The sequence below is a fragment of the Streptomyces sp. NPDC006339 genome, assembly GCF_040612775.1.
GTDB lineage: Bacteria > Actinomycetota > Actinomycetes > Streptomycetales > Streptomycetaceae > Streptomyces.
Genome location: NZ_JBEXQW010000062.1, coordinates 24,988 through 43,887 on the forward strand (window position 1 = coordinate 24,988; position 18,900 = coordinate 43,887).

The 18,900-nt window shown below is 73.9% G+C and carries 18 protein-coding genes; 7 read left to right on the top strand and 11 right to left on the bottom strand.

From position 1 onward, the window contains the following. Window positions 1–1,318: 1,318 nt before the first annotated feature. From ABZ135_RS34065 to ABZ135_RS34090, 6 genes are all read left to right on the top strand, one after another. The gene (locus ABZ135_RS34065) at window positions 1,319–1,390 is read left to right on the top strand and encodes a hypothetical protein (RefSeq protein WP_356701474.1); all 72 of its coding nucleotides are present in this window, start codon (window positions 1,319–1,321) and stop codon (window positions 1,388–1,390) included. A gap of 101 nt (window positions 1,391–1,491) precedes the next feature. Then, a complete protein-coding gene (locus tag ABZ135_RS34070) occupies window positions 1,492–1,923 on the top strand; it encodes an NUDIX domain-containing protein (protein ID WP_356701476.1) in 432 nt (143 codons plus the stop codon). A 109-nt stretch (window positions 1,924–2,032) separates the two neighbouring features. After that, window positions 2,033–2,500, top strand: coding sequence for an NUDIX domain-containing protein (locus tag ABZ135_RS34075; RefSeq protein WP_356701449.1), 468 nt, complete (start codon window positions 2,033–2,035; stop codon window positions 2,498–2,500). 9 nt (window positions 2,501–2,509) lie between these two features. After that, window positions 2,510–3,061, top strand: a complete 552-nt coding sequence (locus ABZ135_RS34080; RefSeq protein WP_356701451.1) for a hypothetical protein — start codon at window positions 2,510–2,512, stop codon at window positions 3,059–3,061. Window positions 3,062–3,146: 85 nt separating this feature from the next. Then, window positions 3,147–3,794, top strand: a complete 648-nt coding sequence (locus tag ABZ135_RS34085; RefSeq protein ID WP_356701478.1) for a pyridoxal 5'-phosphate synthase — start codon at window positions 3,147–3,149, stop codon at window positions 3,792–3,794. A gap of 216 nt (window positions 3,795–4,010) precedes the next feature. Further along, window positions 4,011–4,499, top strand: coding sequence for a CBS domain-containing protein (locus ABZ135_RS34090; protein ID WP_356701453.1), 489 nt, complete (start codon window positions 4,011–4,013; stop codon window positions 4,497–4,499). A 40-nt stretch (window positions 4,500–4,539) separates the two neighbouring features. Here the strand turns inward: ABZ135_RS34090 and ABZ135_RS34095 are convergent, their stop codons facing one another. The 11 genes from ABZ135_RS34095 to ABZ135_RS34145 all read right to left on the bottom strand — a co-directional run bounded on the left by ABZ135_RS34095 (window position 4,540) and on the right by ABZ135_RS34145 (window position 17,619). Next, window positions 4,540–4,983, bottom strand: a complete 444-nt coding sequence (locus tag ABZ135_RS34095) for a MarR family winged helix-turn-helix transcriptional regulator (RefSeq protein WP_356701455.1) — start codon at window positions 4,981–4,983, stop codon at window positions 4,540–4,542. Next, entirely contained in the window at window positions 4,980–5,246 is a 267-nt protein-coding gene (locus tag ABZ135_RS34100) for a hypothetical protein (RefSeq protein ID WP_356701457.1), read from the bottom strand. The genes ABZ135_RS34095 and ABZ135_RS34100 overlap by 4 nt, the downstream gene beginning before the upstream one ends. A 59-nt stretch (window positions 5,247–5,305) precedes the next feature. Beyond that, a complete protein-coding gene (locus ABZ135_RS34105) occupies window positions 5,306–6,538 on the bottom strand; it encodes an MFS transporter (RefSeq protein ID WP_356701459.1) in 1,233 nt (410 codons plus the stop codon). After that, on the bottom strand, window positions 6,535–7,887 hold the full coding sequence (locus ABZ135_RS34110) for a hypothetical protein (protein WP_356701460.1): 1,353 nt from the start codon (window positions 7,885–7,887) through the stop codon (window positions 6,535–6,537). The genes ABZ135_RS34105 and ABZ135_RS34110 overlap by 4 nt, the downstream gene beginning before the upstream one ends. A gap of 5 nt (window positions 7,888–7,892) precedes the next feature. Beyond that, window positions 7,893–9,719, bottom strand: a complete 1,827-nt coding sequence (locus ABZ135_RS34115; RefSeq protein ID WP_356701462.1) for an IucA/IucC family protein — start codon at window positions 9,717–9,719, stop codon at window positions 7,893–7,895. After that, a complete protein-coding gene (locus ABZ135_RS34120) occupies window positions 9,716–11,200 on the bottom strand; it encodes a SidA/IucD/PvdA family monooxygenase (protein WP_356701463.1) in 1,485 nt (494 codons plus the stop codon). The genes ABZ135_RS34115 and ABZ135_RS34120 overlap by 4 nt, the downstream gene beginning before the upstream one ends. Continuing rightward, the gene (locus tag ABZ135_RS34125) at window positions 11,197–12,759 is read right to left on the bottom strand and encodes an aminotransferase class V-fold PLP-dependent enzyme (protein WP_356701480.1); all 1,563 of its coding nucleotides are present in this window, start codon (window positions 12,757–12,759) and stop codon (window positions 11,197–11,199) included. Before ABZ135_RS34125 ends, ABZ135_RS34120 begins: the two co-directional genes overlap by 4 nt. 365 nt (window positions 12,760–13,124) lie before the next feature. Next, on the bottom strand, window positions 13,125–14,459 hold the full coding sequence (locus ABZ135_RS34130) for a diaminobutyrate--2-oxoglutarate transaminase family protein (RefSeq protein ID WP_356701465.1): 1,335 nt from the start codon (window positions 14,457–14,459) through the stop codon (window positions 13,125–13,127). Between the two features lie 207 nt (window positions 14,460–14,666). Then, complete coding sequence (locus ABZ135_RS34135; protein WP_356701467.1) at window positions 14,667–15,527, bottom strand: ABC transporter ATP-binding protein; 861 nt, start codon at window positions 15,525–15,527, stop codon at window positions 14,667–14,669. After that, entirely contained in the window at window positions 15,524–16,645 is a 1,122-nt protein-coding gene (locus ABZ135_RS34140; protein ID WP_356701482.1) for an iron ABC transporter permease, read from the bottom strand. The genes ABZ135_RS34135 and ABZ135_RS34140 overlap by 4 nt, the downstream gene beginning before the upstream one ends. 8 nt (window positions 16,646–16,653) lie before the next feature. After that, window positions 16,654–17,619: an iron ABC transporter permease gene (locus ABZ135_RS34145; RefSeq protein WP_356701469.1), complete on the bottom strand. Its 966-nt coding sequence runs from the start codon at window positions 17,617–17,619 to the stop codon at window positions 16,654–16,656. Between the two features lie 176 nt (window positions 17,620–17,795). Here ABZ135_RS34145 and ABZ135_RS34150 point away from each other — a divergent pair, with 176 nt between their 5' ends. Continuing rightward, window positions 17,796–18,812: an iron-siderophore ABC transporter substrate-binding protein gene (locus ABZ135_RS34150; RefSeq protein ID WP_356701470.1), complete on the top strand. Its 1,017-nt coding sequence runs from the start codon at window positions 17,796–17,798 to the stop codon at window positions 18,810–18,812. Window positions 18,813–18,900: the final 88 nt, after the last annotated feature.

Below are 18,900 nucleotides of genomic sequence, written 5' to 3' on the forward strand. Positions count from 1 at the left end.
GCCACGCCTTCGAGGGGGAACACATTGACGCAGGTCGAACCGGACAGCGACGAGACCACGAACGCACGAGAGGAGGAGGAGGCGGACACGGCTGCCGTCTCGGACGCCGAGCGGGAGCTGTACGGCGGGCGGCTGCGCTACGACCAGGCATATGTCCGCCATGAAGGCCCGCTGACGCGGCTGAAGTTCGGGCACATGGCGGCCGCGCTGCCCCGCATGGTGGCCATGGTGCTGCGCACCGGGTGGCGGACGGACCCGCGGGCGCTCGCCGGGGTCGTGGTGGCGCAGCTCGGGCAGGGGGTGACGGCCGGGTGGGGGCTGGTGGCGGTCAACAGTGTCCTGACGGAGCTGTTCGCCGACGGCCCGACCGGGGACAAGCTCCGCGAGGCGTTGCCGTCGCTGGTGGTGCTGGCGCTCGCGGCGGTGGCGACCGCGGTGTTGTCGGCGTGGTCGACGGCGATGTCGGGTCGGCTGGAGCCGCAGGTGGAGCGGGCGGTCTCCGCCCGGTACTACACGGCCGTGACCCGCGTCGAGGTGGAGGCGACCGAGCGGCCGGAGGTCCAGCGGGTCCTGGAGGCGGGGAAGTTCGGCACGGACTCGGCCCGCAGCATGCTCCGGCTGTCGGTGGGCGTGGGCAATGTGGTGATCGGCATGGTGGCCGCCGCGGTCGTACTGGCGTCGCTCCACTGGGCGCTGCTGCCGATGCTGCTGGCGATCGCCCTGCCCAAGGGGTGGGGCGCGGTCCGCTCGGCGCGCCGCGAGTACGTCTCGCGGCTGCACTGGGTCGACCACCGCCGGGCGATCGCGTCCCTGCTGGCTTACCTGACCCGCCCGCACGCCGCCGCGGAGATCCGTGTGCACGCCGCCGGCACGAAGCTGCTGTCCGGCTACGAGGAGATGTCGCGGCAGATGGAGGCGGAGCAGCGGCGCCTGGCCCGGGCGCAGGCTTCCACGGACCTGGTCGCGGGGGCGTTCGCCGGTGTGGCGTCGCTGGCCTGCTACGGCGTGCTGTGGTGGCTCCTGGCGTCCGGTGGTCTGCCGCTCGCCGTCGGCGGCACGGCGGTGATCGCCATCCGCACGTCGACGGCGCGGCTCACGTCGCTGGTGCAGCAGGTCAACCGGCTGTACGAGGAGCTGCTGTACCTCACCGACACCGAGGACGCCATCACGATCGCCGCGGAGAACGCCATCCCGAACTCCGGGACGCCGCTGCCCGCCCCGGTGCGGGAGGTGCGGACGGAGGCGGTGTCGTTCACGTACCCGGGAGCGGACTCCCCTGCCCTGAGGAGCGTGAGCGTGCGGGTCCCCCCGGGGGAAGGTGACGGCCCTGGTAGGGGCGAACGGGTCAGGGAAGACCACGCTCACGAAAGTCTGGACCGGCTGCGCCTGAGCCCCGCGACGCGCGCCCTCATTCGCCGGCACGCGGCCGAGCACGCTCCGGATGGCACGCCGGCTGCGGTCCCCGCTCCATGGGACGGGGGCAGCCGGACCGTGCTGAACGGCATCGGCGTCCACCTCCACCTGGAGGACGACGAGGGCCGGGTGCTCCTGGGCCTGCGCCACCCCGACTCGGCGTACGCGGGGAACACGTGGCACTACCTGGCAGGGAAGTGCGAGCAGGAGTCCGCGGTCACATGCCTGGTGTGGGAGGCGCGGGAGGAGGCGGGGCTGGTCATCGACCCGGCGGACGTGGAACTGCTGCATGTCGTCCACGCCGTGGACACCCCGGGCGGACAGCCGTTGATGCAGTTGGTGTTCCGAGCACGCCGCTGGCAGGGCGTCCCCCAGGTCCTCGAAACCGACAAGTGCCTGACCTGGCGGTGGTGGCCGCCGCACGCACTCCCGGAGCGGCTCGTCCCCTACACCCGGACGGCTCTCACCGCCATCGCCGAAGGCCGCACGTACTCCCAGTGGGGCTGGTGAACGACGTGAGCACACCTGCCGGGCATGGGCCCGGACGGCAGTCTGCGAACACGGGCCGCGTCCGCAGCCCCGGCTCGGTGCAGCTCGCCCGCAGGCCGGGCGGTGTCGCGTGACCGGCAGCCGGCGGCACACCGAGCCGCTCGACGTGCATCTGATCGCCGTGCGCGACGGGGCGGCGGGGCCCGAGGTGCTGCTGTCCCGGCGGGCCGGCGATGTGTACGCGGCGGGCTGCTGGCATCTGGTCAGCGGGCTCCTGGACGGTCCATGGGAGGACGTGGTCACGGCTCTGGTGCGCGAGACCCGGGAGGAGCCCGGCGACCCGATCGCCTACACCCCGGCCGCCGAGCGGCTGGTTCTGGTCCCCGGACCCGGCGGCCCCGGGGCGGCCCCGGAGGAGAGGGTGCGCTCCTTCGCCGAGCACGCGGTGGGCCGGATCGTCTCCTGGACGGATGTCTCTGAAGTTGCCCGCATCAGCTTAGTGACCGGCGACCGTCGAGCGGGCGGTCCGCCGGAAGACCAGCGTGATCCGGTCGATGCGGGAACGGGCCTTCGGTTCGGCGGCGGAGGGGGCGCCTAGTCTGGGGCCATGCTGTTGATACACGGCGGGGAAGCCGTAGCCGATGCTCCTGAGCTGCGTACGGGTGGCGTGCCGCTCGTTCCGGAGGGGTTCGTCTGGCCGCGATGCCGCGAATGTGGCGGGTCCATGATGTTCTTCGCTCATCTGCCCCTCGAAGGGGGCGTGATCGCGGTCTTCCTCTGTCAGAACAATCCGGGCCTGTGTGACGACTGGGACGCCACCGGCGGCGCCAATCGCGCCTTCGTCTTCGAAGGCCCGCTGTCGGCGGCCGCCGTCCCGGCCGAGGGCGAGACACTGCTCGGCGCCGTGACCGCCCTGTGCCCGCACCCGGCCGACACCCCGACCTCGGAGCCGGTCCTGGGGAGGCTGGGTGGCGAACCCGACTGGCTTCAAGGCGATGAGACGCCGGCCTGCCCGTCCTGCAGCGAGCCGATGACCTTCACGGCCGAATTCGAGGAGGGAGCCGATTTCGAGACCTCGGCCAACTTCGGCGGAGGCGGTCTGGGCTACGTCTTTCGCTGCCGCCCGTGCGGCGAGGCCGCGTTCCTGTGGCAGCGATGAAGGCCGCTACCCGGCTCGGGTCCGGAGCCGGATCCGGAGACGGAGCCCGAGACGGACGGGTAGGTTCGGGAAGGTGAACGAGACAGTGCGCGAACGACTCAGGTCCCTTCCGGTATTCGCGAACGTCGGCACGACGGCGTTCACCGATAAGGACCTTCCGGAGAATCCCGTACCACTGATCGCGGAATGGATTTTCTCGGCCGGGGCCGCCGGCCAGGCCGAGCCCCATGCCATGAGCCTCTGCACGGTCTCGGCCGACGGAGTGCCGTCCAGCCGTGTCCTGCTCGTGAAGGACATCGACGAGGACTCCGTCTTCTTCGCGACGCCGGCCGACAGCCGCAAGGGCCTGGAGATCGCCGCCGGCCCGCGGGTCGCCGCGCACTTCTACTGGCCCGCGGTCGGCCGCCAGGTCCGCCTCGTCGGTGTCGCGGTCGACCAGGGGCGCGCCGCGTCCGAGAGCGACTTCGCCGAGCGGGGCCGGGGCTCCAGGCTGTCGGCCCATCTGCACCGGCCGGGGCCGATGCCCGGGCGCCGCGCCGCGCTCGACGAGTTCGCGCGGCTCGACGCGGCCTACCCGGAGGAGGTGCCCTGCCCGCCGAGCTGGACCCTCTACGCCCTCTCCCCCACCGAGGTCGAGTTCTGGGAGGCCGGCATCGACCGGGTCCATCACCGCGTGGTGTACGGCAGGGACGCCGCCGGTGCTCCCTGGCGCCACGAGCTGCTGTGGCCCTGAGCCGGTGGGCACGTCCGGAGGCGGGGGCGGGGGCGGCCGCGCACGGCCCCGCTCGCTCCTCGCGCTCCCTCATGCGCTCTCCGGAATGGTCTGGTCCTGGCGGCGGCGCGGCGGATAGTGTGTAAAGAACGCGTCAAGCGATTCAGCGGCACGTACGAGCCGGGTACGCGCGCTCCGCTTCCGGGCGCCCGCGCGCGGACGCTGAAGGAGGCGGTCATGCGCGCATGCGATCTCGCCGAGCCCTATCCCTTCGTGACCACGGACGACGATGCGATCGACGCGGCCCGGATGCTGGCCGAGCAGTCGTTGTCGGCCCTGCTGGTCCTCGACGCCGACGGACAGCCGTATGCCATCGTCCCCGGCTCGCAGCTCATCGGCCGGCTGATCCCCGCGTACGTCAGCGAGGACCCGGCCCTCGCGGGTGTCCTCGGCGGGCGGGGCGACGGCGAGCTCGCCGAGCGTCTTGCCGGGCTGACCGTGGCCGAGTGGGCGCCGCGCCGGCTGTATCCGCCGCCCGTGGTCGGCCCGGACGCACAGCCGATGGAGGTCGCGGCGCTGATGGCCCGTACGCACAGCCCCCTGGTCGCGGTCATCGAGCGCGACGGCTCCCGGGTGACGCTGCTCGGCACCGTCACCGCGGCCCGCCTCATGGGGTACTTCATCGCTCCCGGGCGCACCTCGCCGGAGAGCCCGCCGCCCTCCTGAGGGGTCGGGGACCGCCGGCGGCGCCGCGCGCGTACGCGGTTCAGGTCGGTCGGCAGATGTGGGCGAAGAGACGGAGCAGCAGCGACTCCAGGACCAGCCGTTCGCTGCGGGAGAGCGGGGAGAGAAGGGCGTCGTCGACGGCGGCCAGTTCGGCGCTGATGTCGTTCAGCGCCCGCCGGCCCTCGTCCGTGAGGGAGACCTCGTTCAGGCGGCGGTCCTCGGGGCGCGGGCAGCAGGTGACGTAACCGGCGGCGGTGAGGTCCTTGACGACGCGGGACAGGTCGGTGCTGTGGATGTCGAGGCGGGCGGACAGTTCGCCCTTGGCCTGGGGGCCGATCATGTCGAGCGTCGACAGGACGGTCGCGTGCCAGAGCCTGAGCCCTCGTGCGTCCAGACACGCGGCGAGCCGGGCGCGGGCGTCCTTGCCGGTGCGGGAGAGGACGTAGGTGCTGAGGGTGAGGATGTTGCGGGACCGGGCGGTCATGCGGATGCCTCCGGCTCGTCCGCGGCGCCGTGGGGCGGGTGGGGCGGGTGGGGCGGGTGGGGTGCCCGTACGGCGTACGGGGCGTCGTCGGCCCGGACCGCGGCCCTGGCGGGCGTCGTCGCGACCGGGGTGCCCGGCCGCACCTCCCGTGCCCACCCCGCACCCGTGCCGCCGGCCCCGCCCGCCGGCCTGTCCACCGCCACGGTCGCCCCGCCCGCCACGGGCGCCGCGGCGGTCTCCCGGTCCCGGACCGGCCGTTCCATCCTGTGCCCTTCCGGCGCGCACCGGCGGGCGGCACGGCGGGGACGTACGAGGAGCCGGTTCACGGGGAGGCCGGGTCCTTTCCGGCTCGGGCGACGAGCGTCGCGGCCAGGCAGCAGACGGCCAGGGCGACGCAGACGGGTGCCAGGGGCCCCCAGCGGTCGAGCGCGGCTCCGGCCAGGGGGTTGGCCGCCGCGGACGCGGCGGTCGTGGCCGTGGCGATCCAGCCGAAGACCTCGGCGCGCCGCGTCGGCCCGGCGCTGTCGGCGACGTGGTCGTAGAGGGCGGCGAGGGCGGGCGGGATCACGGTGCCGCCGAGGGCGAGGGCCACGGCGACCGTCCAGGGGGTCGCCTCGGCCGGCGGCAGGGCGAGGGCGGGCAGGAGCAGGGCGACGCCCAGGGCCACGAGGGCGAGCCGCCGCCACAGGTGTGCCGCGCCGTTGCTCCAGAGGGTGGCGGCGAGTCCCCCGGCGGCCGATCCGGCGGCCCAGACGCCGGTGAGGACGCCTCCGAGGGCGGGGCTGCCGCGCTGATGGGACCAGGAGACGAGGACGAAGTCGATGACGGCGAAGCCGGCGATGAGCGCGGTCACGGCGGCGACGGCCCGCACCACGGCGGGGTTGCGGAGGAGGGAGCCCGCCGGCGTCTCGGCCGCCTTCCCGCCGGTGGCGGGGGGCGCGTCGACGCCCGCCCGTCGGACGGCGGCGGCCAGGCCGAAGCCGCCGACGGCCGCGAGGACGCCGCAGATCACGACCGCTCCGCGTCCTCCCATCCCCGCGATGGCGAGGGAGGCGGCACCGGGGCCGGTCACGAGGACCAGTTCGTTGACGGTGGCCTGGAGGGTGAAGGCCCGCTGCCGCAGCGGGCCTTCGGCGAGCTGGGCGACCTTGGCGCGGGACACCTGGGTCGAGGGCGGGCAGGCCAGGCCGACGAGGAACGCGGCACCGGCCAGTGCCTGCCAGCCCACGGACGCCGGTACGGCCGCGAGGGCGGCGACACCCGCCCCGTAGACCAGGGAGGTCCAGACGAGGACGCCGGCGGCGGGGCGCCGGTCGACGGCCCGGCCCCGCAGCGGGGCGGTGAGTCCCTGGCCGAGCACGAGGGCGCCGGAGACCAGTCCGGCGGTGGCGTAGGAGCCGGTGGTGTCGGCCGCGACCACGAGCAGCGCCACGAGGGTGGCGGAGAGGTGGAGGCGGCCGACGAGGCTCCAGCCCAGGAGCGAGAGCAGGCCGGGGGCCGCGGCGAGCTCCCTCAGGGGGCTCGCCGCGGCCGGTGCGCCGGTGGCGGCGCTCATGAGCGCAGGGCTCCACGGCGGCGCTGCCAGTCGCTCACGCCCTCGCACCAGGCGTCGAGTTCGGCCTGGAACAGCGCCGCGTAGTGGTCGACGAGCTCCTGGCCGAGGAGCCGGACCGGGAGCTTGGCCGTGGCGAATCGTTCCAGCGCCTGCCAGGGCGTGGTGGCGAGCCGGTCGACGCGCTCCCCCGCCTCCGGGAGCTCCAGTCCGTCCTCGATGCCGGAGAGGCCGGCGGCGAGGAGGGCGGCCACGGCCAGGTGCGGCTGGGCGTCGGCGCCGGGGAAGCGGCACTCGAGGCGCAGCGAGGGCCCGCTGCCCGCGAGGCGTACGGAGGCGGTGCGGTCGTCCACGCCCCAGCGGACCTCGGTGGGGGCGAAGTCGCCGGTGCGCAGGCGTACGTACGCGTTGGCGGTCGGTGCCCACAGCGGGGTGAGATCCGCGGCGGCCCGCAGCACCCCGGCGAGGAAGGAGGCGAGCAGCGGGCTCGGCCGGCGGGGGTCGCCCTCGGCCGGGCCGAGGTTGCGGCCCTCGGGATCGTTGAGGGAGAGGTGGACGTGGCAGGAGCTGCCCTTCCCCGGTCCCTCGGCGGCCAGGTAGGAGGCCGTGACGCCGTGCCGGGCGGCCGTCTGGCGGACGAGCGTCTGCTGGAGCATGGCGTCGTCGCAGGCGGCGAGCGCGTCCCGGTGGCGCAGGACGATCTCGTACTGCCCCGGGTGGCACTCGGCGCGCGCCGACTCCACGCCCACCGCGGCCTCGTGGAGCGTGGTGCGCACGTCGCGCAGCAGCGGGGCGAGCGGCTCCGTGCCGCCGAGGGCGTAGTCGATGCCGTGGGAGGTGAGGGGGGCACCGTCGGCGGTGTAGAAGGTGACCTCGTGCTCCAGGCCGACCGAGGGGACGATGCCGAGGGCCTCGGCGGCCGCGAGCCGGTCGCGCAGCACGCTGCGGGGGGCGACCGCGACCGGGGTGCCGTCGGGCCAGGCCGCGTCGCACACCACGTACCAACTGCCGTCCTCGCCGGGCTGCGGCAGCAGCGTGGCCGGGTCGGGGCGCAGGACGAGGTCGGAGAAGGTGTCGTAGTAGCGCTGGAGCTCGGGCGCGGCGGAGGTGCCGCGCTCGACCGTCCAGGCGTACAGGTACGTACAGGCTCCGTAGCCGCCGTCGAGCACGGATGCGAGGGCGAAGTCGCCGTCGAGGTCGACGGCGGCGAAGCGGGCGTGCGGGTCGGGGGCGAGGAGGGTGAGCCGGCGGGGTGCGCGCTCGGTCAGCTCCCGGCGGATCCCGGCGCCCGCCGCCGCGCGGGCCGCGAGGGTACGCGGCCCGGCGGGGCGCTTCCAGAAGGGGGTGGACACGGGGGTCACCACCGGCCTTCCGGGTCGGGGGCGTGCAGCGGGTTGGGGACGCGGCCGAAGCGGACGTCGAACTCCTCGTCGCGGTCGACGCGTTCGAAGCCCTCGCCGGCGAGGTGCTCGCGGTTGAGGCAGACGCGCTCGACGTCGGGGGCGAAGAGGTCGAGGTCGGGGTAGCGCTTGGCGTCCTCGGGGAAGCGGTCGGCGTAGGCCCGGATGATGGTGCGGACCTGCTCCCACATGGCGGGGCGCGGGTAGCCGAAGTCGTCGTGGGCGATCTCCGCGAGGAAACGGATCTGCCCGGAGAAGACGGACGAGAACAGGGACTGCGCCATGAGCGGGGCGGGCCAGCGCAGCATGTCCTTGCGCGCCTCCTCGCCGAGCGTGTCGTGGATCGGCAGGACGGGGTCGCTGTCGACGAGGTCGACGCCCTGGGCGAAGTCCTTGATCATCACGCGGAGCGGGCGGCCGTCCGGGTCGGTGATGAGGATGAGGTTCTGGCTGTGCGGGCAGAAGGCGACGCCGTAGCGGTAGAGCCAGTGCAGGAGCGGGGTGAGGATGAGGTCGTAGAGCGTGCCGAACCAGTCCTCCGGGGTCATGCCGGAAGTCTTGACGAGGTGGGCGACGACGCTCTCGCCCTGCTGGTCGCGGTAGGGAAGCGTGGCGAGGGAGATGGCGCGCTCGTCGTCGCCGACGCGGGTGCGCAGCGGTTCGCGCCACAGCACGCCGAGGGTCTCGTGGAAGCGGTAGGGCAGGTCCGGCAGCGAGCCGAAGAGGGGGTGGCGCACGGAGACGGCGGCGACCTCGCCGAGCAGGTCGAAGCGGTACTCGTCGCGCAGCAGCTCGTCGTTCTCGTGGATCTTCAGGAGCCACTCGGTGACGGCGGGGCCGGCCAGCGTGGCGGCGGAGTTGAGGCCGCGGTAGACGAGGGTGTTGCGGACGGAGCAGGCCGTCTTGACGTCGCGCCGGCTGGGGTGGCTGACGTTGGCGAGCGTGCGGACGGTCTGGTGCGGCACGTAGGTGTCGTCGGAGTCGCCGAGGAGGACGATGCGGCCGGTGGCGATCTCGGCGGCGTAGAGCGTGCCGACGACCTCGTCCCACTGCCAGGGGTGGATGGGCATCCACACGTACTCCGCGGGGTCGCCGCCGGCCTCGGTGACTCGGGCGGTGAACGCCTCGCGGGTGGCCGGGTCCAGTTCCTCGGCGAGCAGCGTGTTCTCGTCGAGGCCGGGTACGGAGCGGAAGCTGGCGAGCTCGCGGTGGACGGCGGCCCAGCGCACCGGGAAGGGGGTGCGCGCCTCGGGGGCGAGGCGTTCGCGGTCGGCGGCGGAGAAGCCGACCCGGCCCTTGTTGACGACGATGCGGGGGTGGCCGGTGAGGTGGCCGTCGGCGCGGTCGTACGGGAGCGCGGCGAGCTCGGCGGCGGTGATGGGCCGGGCCAGGCGCAGGGCTTCGTTGGAGACGGTCGCGGTCAGCTCGCTGAGGACGTCGGCCAGCCGCATGCCGGCGAGGCCGAGGACCGTGCGGGCGTCGGTGACGAGGATGCGGGGGTCGTTCGCGGGTCCGGACGCGCCGTCGGCGGTGTGGCGGGTGGCGGAGCCGGGGGTGACGACCCAGCAGCGGAAGGCGCCGTGGCGGGCGCGGAAACGATACGTCACGCCCTCGGGGAGATCGAGGCGCCAGGCGGGCTCGGTGCCCTCGGTGACGGGCTCGGGGTCGGCGACCGGCTCGAAGAGATACTCGTAGGAGAGTTCGCCGAGCATCTTCTCGGTGATCAGGGTGCCGGCCCGCTGCCAGGCGAGGGCACGGTCCCGCGGGGATATCTGCTCGGTCACGAACGTCCTCCGGTGCTGATGATGCTGGTGCTGGTGGTCGTACTGCGGGTGCTGCGGGTGCTGCGGGTGCTGCGGGTGTTGCTGGTGCTGCTGCCGCTGTTGCTGGTAGTGCCGGCGAATGCGGCGTCGGGGCCCGGCGCGGCCAGGCCGTCGAGGCCGAAGGTGGTGAAGGCGGTGCGCTCGGGCAGCAGGTAGAAGTCCTTGCCGGTGAGCGAGTTGAGGATGACGGCGGAGCGCCAGGCGGCGAGTCCGAGGTCGGGGGTGCCGACGCCGTGCGTGTGCCGTTCGGCGTTCTGGACGTAGACGGCGCCGTCGATCTCGGGGGCGAGGCGGAGCCGCTGCTCCTCGTCGACCTCGGGCCGGCCGGCTTCGTCCCGCAGGATGTACGGCGCGAGGGCGCCCAGCAGGCCGTCCATGGGCCGCTCGCGGTAACCGGTGGCGAGGACGACGGCGTCGGTGACGAGCCGTCCGCGGGTCTCCTGCAGGCCGTGCTCGACGTCGAGCTCGATGCGGCCGCCGGCGCGGGTGGCCCGCTGCACGGCGACGCCGGGTGTGAGGGTGACGTCGGGCCAGGTCCCGCCGAGGCTCCGCCGGTACAGCTCGTCGTGGATGTCGCCGAGCGTCTCGCCGCTGACGCCCTTGTAGAGCTGCCACTGGTTGGGCAGCAGCCGGTCGCGGGTGGCCTCGGGCAGGCCGTGGAAGTAGCGCGTGTAGTCCGGCGTGAACTGCTCCAGACCGATCTTGCTGTACTCCATGGGCGCGAACGCGGGGGTGCGGGCCAGCCAGGTGAGACCCTCCCGGCCCTGCGGGCGGGCCCGCATCAGGTCGAGCAGGACCTCGGCGCCGGACTGCCCGGAGCCGACCACGGTGATGTGGCGGGCGGTCAGCAGCCGGTCCCGGTGGGCGAGGTAGTCGGCCGAGTGCAGCACGAGGGTGCCGGGGTCGTCGGCGAGCTCCCGCAGGGGTTCGGGCACGTGCGGGGCGGTGCCGATGCCGAGGGCGAGGTTCCGTGCGTACGTGCGGCCGACCGCCTGGGCGTCGCCGTCCGCGTCCACGCGGGTGAAGTCGACGGCGAAGGCCCGGTGTTCGGTGTCCCAGCGCACGGTGTCGACCTGGTGGCCGAAGTGGACGGAGGGCAGTTCGCGGCTGGCCCAGCGCAGGTAGTGGTCGTACTCGGCGCGGTGGATGTGGAACTGCTCGGCGAAGTAGAAGGGGAAGAGCCGGCGGCTGTTCTTGACGTAGTTGAGGAAGGACCAGGGGCTGGTGGGTTCGACCAGGCTCACCAGGTCGGCGAGGAAGGGGACTTGCAGGGTGGCTCCCTCGATGAGCAGACCGGGGTGCCAGTGGAAGGCGGGGCGCTGCTCGTAGAAGACACCGCGCAGTCCCGGTATGCCGTCGGCGAGGGCGGCGAGCGAGAGGTTGAACGGTCCTGCGCCCACCCCCAGCAGGTCCAGGGGCTCTTCGGTGGGCGGGGGCGTCATCGGGTTCCTCCAGTGGTACGGGCCGGTACGGCGGTCGCCGGGGAGCCGGCGGTCTCGGCGGCGGCGGCGGTGGCGGCGGTGGTGGCGGTGGCGGCCGTCTCTGCCGTCTCTGCCGTCTCTGCCGTCTCTGCCGTCTCTGCCGTCTCGGCGGTCTCGGCGGTCTCGGCGGTCTCGGCGGTCTCGGCGGTCTCGACGACGAGCTCGAGCAGGCCGTCGAGGTCGGCGGCGCGGGTACGGGGATGGAGCAGGGTGGCCTTGAGCCACAGGCGCGGGGTGCCGTCGCCGTCCTCGGCCCTGGCCCGGCCGAGGACGGCGCGCCCCGCGGCGAGCAAATCCCGGCGGACGGCGGCGACCAGCGCGTCGCCCTCCTCGCCCGGCAGTGCGTCGGCGGCGGTGGGCCGGAAGAGCACGGTGCTGATGCCGATGTCGCCGGGCCGTCGGCGCAGTGCCGGGTGGGCGTCGACGGCGTGCGCGAACTCCTCGGCCGTACGGACGCAGTGCTCGACGAGCGCGCCGAGCCCGCGGCGGCCGAGCGCCTGGAGCGTCGCCGCGATCTTGAGCGCGTCGGGCCGCCGGGAGGTACGGATCGACCGGCCGAGCAGGTCGGGCAGCCCGGCCTCGGTGTCGTCGTCCGCGTTGAGGTAGTCGGCGCGCAGGGTCAGCGCGTCGAGGGCGGCGCGGTCGCGGACGGCGAGCACTCCGGCGGCGACGGGCTGCCAGCCGAGCTTGTGCAGGTCGAGCGTGACGGAGACGGCGTGCTCCAGGCCCGCGAGTCGCGGGGCGAGCCGGTCGCTGAAGAGCAGCGGGCCTCCGTAGGCCGCGTCCACGTGGAGTTCCGCGCCGTGACAGGCGGCCACCTCGGCGATCTCGGGGAGCGGGTCGACCAGGCCCTCGTCCGTGGTGCCGGCGGTGGCGACGACCAGGCAGGGGCCGGTGCCGAGTTCGGTCAGGGCCCGGTCGAGCGCGGCGGGCAGCATGCGGCCCGCACGGCACTCGACGGTGACGGGGGTGGGCAGTCCGAGCATCCAGGCGGCGCGGTGCACGCTGTGGTGGGCGTTGGCTCCGACGAGGACCTGCACCGGCCGCGCTCCCCGCTCCCGGGCCCGTTCCCGGGCGAGCAGCAGGGCGACGAGGTTGGACTCCGTACCGCCGCTGGTGATCAGGGCGTCGGGGTCGGAGGCGGCGGGGTGGACGAGCGCGGCCAGCGCCTCGGTGACGCGCTGCTCAACGACCGCGGCGGCGGGTGCCTGGTCCCAGGAGTCCATCGACGGGTTGAGCGCGGAGGCGGCCAGGTCGGCGGCGACGGCGACCGCGAGCGGCGGGCAGTGCAGGTGCGCCACACAGGCGGGGTCGGAGGGGTCGGCGGCGCCCGCGGCGACCGCGCGGACCAGGCCGCCGAGGGCGGCTTCGGCCCCGATGCCCTCCTCCGGGAGGACCGGGCCGCAGGTCGCGTCGACGGCGGCGGCGACCGCCTCCGGGCCACCGGCGGGCAGCGGCCCACCGCGCGCGGCCACCCCCTCGGCGAGCGCGCCCAGCACGGTCCACGTCAACGACCGCAGAACATGCGGGCCTTCACCGCTCCCGGCGACGGCGGTCTCGATGCCGCGTGGCCGACCGGACGGGTTCCGGTCTCCCCCGGCGAGGGCCTGGCCGGTCGGGCCCTGGCCCGCGGGCGCCTGCCCTTCGGGCGCCTCACCGGCCGGTGCCCGGCGGGTCGGTGCCTGGCCGGTCGGGCCCTGGGCTGCCGGCGCCTGGCCTGCGGCCTCCTGGCCGGTCGGAGCCTGCCCGCCGGGCGCCTCACCGCCCGGCGCCCCGCCGCCCAAGACCTGGCCACCCCGCGAAACGGCACCCGGGACCGCGGCGGAAAGGGCAGTGGACACGGCCGTGGGGACGCCGCCGCCCGACGGTGCGAGGGACTGCTGTGTCACGCGGCACGCTCCACGGTCTGCACGGCCGCGGCCAGTCGTTCCAGGACGGAGTCGGTCTGGTCGTCCGTCAGGACGAGCGGCGGGAGGAGGCGGACGACGGTGTCGTCGCGGCCGCCGAGTTCGAGCATCAGGCCGTTGTCCAGGCACGCGGACCGCAGGGCGCGGGCGAAGGCGGGATCGGCGGGCAGGGAGCCGAGGCGGTCCGGTGTGCCGCCCGGGTCGACGATCTCGACGCCGATCATCAGTCCCCGGCCCCGCACGTCGCCGAAGGCGGCGTGTTCCCGGGCGAGTTCGTCGAGGCCGTGGCGGATGCGCTCGCCGAGCTTCTCCGCCCGCTCGGCGAGCTGCTGCTCGGCGACGGTCCGCAGGGTGATCTCTCCGGCGACCATGGCGAGGGTGTTGCCGCGGAAGGTTCCGGTGTGGTCTCCGGGCCGCCAGGTGTCGAGGTCGGGGCGGTAGGCGATGAGGGCGAGCGGCAGGCCGCCGCCGACGGCCTTGGAGGTGACGAGGATGTCGGGGGTGACGCCGGCCCGTTCGCAGGCCCAGAAGTGCCCGGTGCGCCCGATGCCGGTCTGCACCTCGTCGATGATCAGGAGGACGCCGTGCTCGGCGGTGATGCGGCGGATCTCCCGCAGCCAGGTGTCCGGCCCTTCCACGACGCCGCCCTCGCCCTGGACGACTTCGAGGATGACGGCGGCCGGGGTCGCCACGCCGCTGCTGGGGTCGGTGAGGAAGCTCTCCAGGAGTCGCGCGGAGAGCTCCCCCGCCTGCTCGGCCCCGACGCCGAACGGGCAGCGGTAGCCGTACGGGTAGGGCAGCCGGGTCACCGGAAGGGCGCCGTCCGCGCCGAGTTCCCGCATCCGGGCGGGCCCGGAGACGGCGGAGGAGCCGCGGGTCATGCCGTGGTAGGCGCCGGTGAAGGCGATGACGCCCTGGCGGCCGGTGGCGTGCTGGGCGAGTTTGAGCGCGGCCTCGACGGCGTCGGTGCCGGCCGGGCCGCAGAAGTGGAGCCGGGCCGTGTCGCGCAGGGTCCCCGGCAGACGGCCGAGCAACTCGCCGCTGAAGGCGTCCTTCTGAGGGGTGATCATGTCGAGGGTGTGGAGCGGCGCGCCCGAGGCGAGGGCTGCCTGGAGCGCCGCGACGACCTCGGGGTGGTTGTGCCCCAGCGCGAGGGTTCCGGCGCCGGAGAGGCAGTCGAGGTAGGTGCGGCCGTCGGCGCCGGTGACGACGGCTCCGGCGGCGGCGACGGGCGCCACCGGCAGGGAGCGGGCGTAGGTGCGGGCGGAGGACTCGCGAAGCGCCTGACGTTCCAGTAGCTGAGCACGCAGCATGGCGAAGTGCCCTTCGATCGTGGTGCGGGAGGGTCGTGCGCGCGACGGCATGACTCACCGGCCGGGTCTGCGCCCCAGCCGGTTCGACAGTTAGGTTAGCCTAACCTTCACCTTTTACAAGAGGGATCTTGAAAAACGTGAAGCGGCGGCCCCCGCAGGAACCGCCGCTCACGCAAAGCAAGTTGAAGACCGAACAGGTCGGTGGGCTCAGGCGTCCGCCACCGCCGCCGCCGTCCGGCGATGACGGCCGAGCGGCACGACGACGGGCGCCTCGCACTCCTCGTCGTAACGGACCCGGGCCTCCAGGTCGAAGACCTCGCGCAGCAGTTCCTCGGTCAGCACCTCGGCGGGCGCGCCCTGAGCCACGATGCGGCCCTCCTTCATCGCGACGAGCCGGTCCGCGTACCGCGCGGCGAGCGACAGCTCGTGCAGGACCATCACCACCGTGCGGCCGGTGTCCCGGTGCAGCTCGCGGACCAGGTCCAGGACGTCGATCTGGTGGGCCAGGTCGAGGTGGTTGGTCGGCTCGTCGAGCAGCAGGATCTCCGTGTTCTGCGCCAGGGCCATCGCGATCCAGGCGCGCTGCCGCTGGCCGCCCGAGAGTTCGTCCAGGGTGCGCTCGGCCAGGTCGTACGTCCCCGTCGCGCGCAGCGCGTCCGCCACGGCCGTCTCGTCGTCGGAGGACCAGCGCCGGTACCAGCTCTGATGCGGATGCCGGCCCCTGGCCACCAGGTCGGCGACCGTGATGCCCTCGGGAGCCTCCGGGGTCTGGGGCAGCAGCCCGACCAGGCCGGCCACCTCCCGGGTCGGCATGGTGTGGACGGGCCGCCCGTCCAGCAGGACGTGGCCGCTCCTGGGGCGCAGCAGCCGGCCGAAGGACCGCAACAGGGTGGACTTGCCGCAGCCGTTCGGTCCGATCACGGCGGTGACGGACCCGTCGGGAATGTCCAGGTCCAGGTCGTGGACGACCGTCCGCTCGCCGTAGGCCAGGGACAGCCGCTCGGCCCGCAGCCGGATGGCCGCGCCCGCCGTCGCCGCGGGCCGCTTCGTGAGGTCGGTCTCGGTCATGATCTCCGGGCCTTTCCGCTCCGTACGAGCAGGTAGAGCAGGTAGGGGGCGCCGAGGGCGGCGGTGAGGATGCCCACGGGAAGCTCGATCCTCCCGAACGCGGTGCGCCCGAGGACGTCCGCCCAGACGGTGACGGCGGCACCCAGCAGGGTCGAGGCGAGGAGCGGCGGGGTGCCGGTGCGCAGCAGCCGGACCGCGAGCTGCGGGCAGGCGAGGGCGATGAAGGCGACGGGGCCCGCCGCGGCGGTCGCGGTCGCGGTGAGCAGGACCGCGACGAGCAGCAGGCCGCCGCGGCTCGCGTTCATCCGCACGCCCAGGCCGCGGGCGGTGTCCTCGTCGAAGTTCAGCGCACCGAAGGGGAAGGACAGCACCAGGGCCAGGGGCAGCAGCACGGCAAGGGCCCAGCCGACGGCGCGGGCGTTGTCCCACGTGGTGGCGTTGAGGCTGCCGGTGAGCCAGAGGATCGCCCGGCCGGCGTCGACGATCGACGCCTTGACGAGGAGCCAGGAGATCACGCTGGACAGGATCGCCTGCACGCCCACGCCGACCAGCAGCATGCGGTAGCCGGAGAGGCCCCGCCGTACGGCGAGGAGGTAGACGACCGCGGCGGCGAGCAGGCCGCCGGCGACGGAGGCCGCCGGGACGCCGATCTCGGCGAGCGGGCCGCTGACGCTGCCGTACTCCCCGCCCAGGACGATGACCGTCACGGCGCCCGTGCCCGCGCCCGCCGTCACGCCGAGGATGTCGGGGCTGGCGAGGGGGTTGCGGGCGACGCCCTGGATGATGGCGCCCGCGAGGCCGAGGGCGGCCCCGACGAACGCGCCCGTGGCGGCGCGGGGGAGGCGGAAGTCGAGGACGACGAGCCGGTCGGCCTCGGTTCCGCCGCCGAGGAGGACCCGGACGACGTCCGGCAGCGGGATCGCGAAGTCGCCGCGGCCGGTGCTGACGACGACGGCGGCGAGGAGCGCGAGGGCCGCGGCCGCGGGCACGAGGACCGCGCGGGGCCGCCACACCCCGGAGACCGGGCCGAGCCGGAAGGGCCGGCGTCCCGGCACGACGGACCGCCCGGCGCCCGCCCCGGCGGACGCCGTCCCGGCCCCGGACTTCTTGACGTCCATGCTCACGCTCACAGTCGCACCGGCTTCCTACGGCGTACGAGGTAGATGAAGAGCGGGGCGCCGAGGAACGCCAGCATGATGCCGACGGGCAGCTCCCCCGGCCGGGCCACCAGGCGCCCCAGGATGTCCGCGCCCAGCATGAGGACCGCGCCGAGCAGAGCCGCGTACGCGAGCACCCAGCGGTAGTCGGGGCCGGTGAAGGACCGGCCGATGTGGGTGGCCATCAGGCCGACGAACCCGATGGGCCCGCAGGCGGCGACCGCCACGCCCGTCAGGAGGGTGATCGCCGCCATGCCGGTGAACCGGGTGAGGCCGATCCGGACGCCGAGCGCCCTGGCCACGTCCTCGCCCAGGGAAAGGGCGTTCAGACCGGGCGCGTTGGCGGCGGCGAGGAGCAGTCCGGCCCCGACGAAGGGCAGCATCTGGATCGTGAGATCGAGGGTGCGTCCGCTCACCGATCCGACGGTCCAGAACCGGTAGACGTCCAGGGCCTGTTGGTCGAAGAGCACGACGCCCGCCGTCAGCGCGGTGAACAGGGCGTGGACGGCGGCACCGGCGAGGGCCAGGGTGACCGGGGTGGCGCCGCCCTTCGACACCGTACCGACCACGTAGACCACGACGCTGGCGAGCATCGCGCCCAGGAAGCCGAACCAGACGTAGCCGTACAGCGTCGTGAGCCCGAGCAGGAAGATGCCGCCGGTGACGAACAGGCCAGCTCCCGCGCTGACTCCGAGCAGTACGGGATCGGCGATCGGGTTGCGGGTGTGGCCCTGCATCAGTGCCCCGGCGACGCCGAGCGCGACGCCGGCCGTGACGGCGAGCGCGGTGCGCGGCAGCCGCAGGTTGCGGACGATGACGTCCCCTTCGGTGCCGGACGGGCTCCACACCCCGTGCCACACCTGGGCCAGGGTCAGCGACTTGGTGCCGAACACGATGCTCAGCACCATCACCACGATCAGCCCAACTGCCAGCACCAGCAGGCCCGTCCAGCGTCTGCGTGCGCGGTCCGCCGCGGCGGACCGCCGCGCCCGGCTCGCCCGAGGCGGCGCAGATAGCGTTTCTGTCACGATCCCTCCGAACCCCACCCATACAAGTTAGGTGAGCCTATCCTTACAGCCGCACCCCCCGTGTGAAAGAAGGGAACCGCCTGATGAGAGCCCGTTGGCTCAGCCGCCTCGGCCGTACCGCCGGAGCCGTCGCCGTCACCGCCGGTCTGCTCGCCACCGCCGCCTGCGGCACCGACTCCGATGCGAAGGGCGACGGAACGAAGGCCGGGAACACCCCCGCCGCCTCGGACTCCGCTTTCCCCCGCACCGTCGAACACGCCATGGGCAAGGCCGAGCTGAAGAAGGCACCCAAGCGTATCGTCGCCCTGGACATGACCTTCGTGGACGCCACCCTCGCGCTCAAGGGCGAGGTGGTCGGCTACACCACCATCGCCAGCAGCGGCAGCTCCCTCCCCGCCTACTTCGGCGAGGACGTCAAGACCTACGCCCCGAACGCCAAGCCGGTCGGCACCCTCGACGAGCCGAGCCTGGAGAAGATCGTCCAGCTCAAGCCGGACCTCATCCTCTCCGCCAAGGTCCGCCACGAGAAGCTCTACAAGCAGCTCAGCGCCATCGCGCCCACCGTCTTCTCCGAGACCACCGGCGGCACGTGGAAGGACAACCTGCGCCTGGTCGGCAAGGCCATGGGCCAGGAGAAGGCCGCCGACGAGCGGATCGCCGCCTTCGAGAAGCGCGCGAAGACCATCGGTGACAGCGTCCGCAAGGCCAAGGGCACCAACCCCTCGGTCTCGGTGGTCCGTTTCGTCGACGGTCCGACCCGCATCTACAAGGAGGACACCTACGTCGGCGTGATCGTCAAGGACCTCGGCTTCGCCAAGCCCGCCGCCGCGACCGGCACCGGCTTCAACACCGAGATCTCGGACGAGGAGATCGCGAAGATGGACGCGAACGACATCTTCATCTCCGTGTACGCCGACGAGGCGGGCCTCTCCAAGCAGACCAAGGAGAAGTTCGAGGCGAACCCGCTGTGGAAGCAGCTCAAGGGCGCCAAGCACGAGGTCGACGACAAGATCTGGATGAGCGCGGTGGGTCTGTACGGCGCGAACTCCGTCCTGGACGACATCGCCAAGACCTACAAGGTCGACCCGGCGAAGGCGTGACCTCACGGCGGTCGGGCGAGGGCCGGTCACCCGCGGGTGCCGGAGCTCCATGTGCAGGTCGCCGAGGCGGGCGTCTGGGGCACCACCG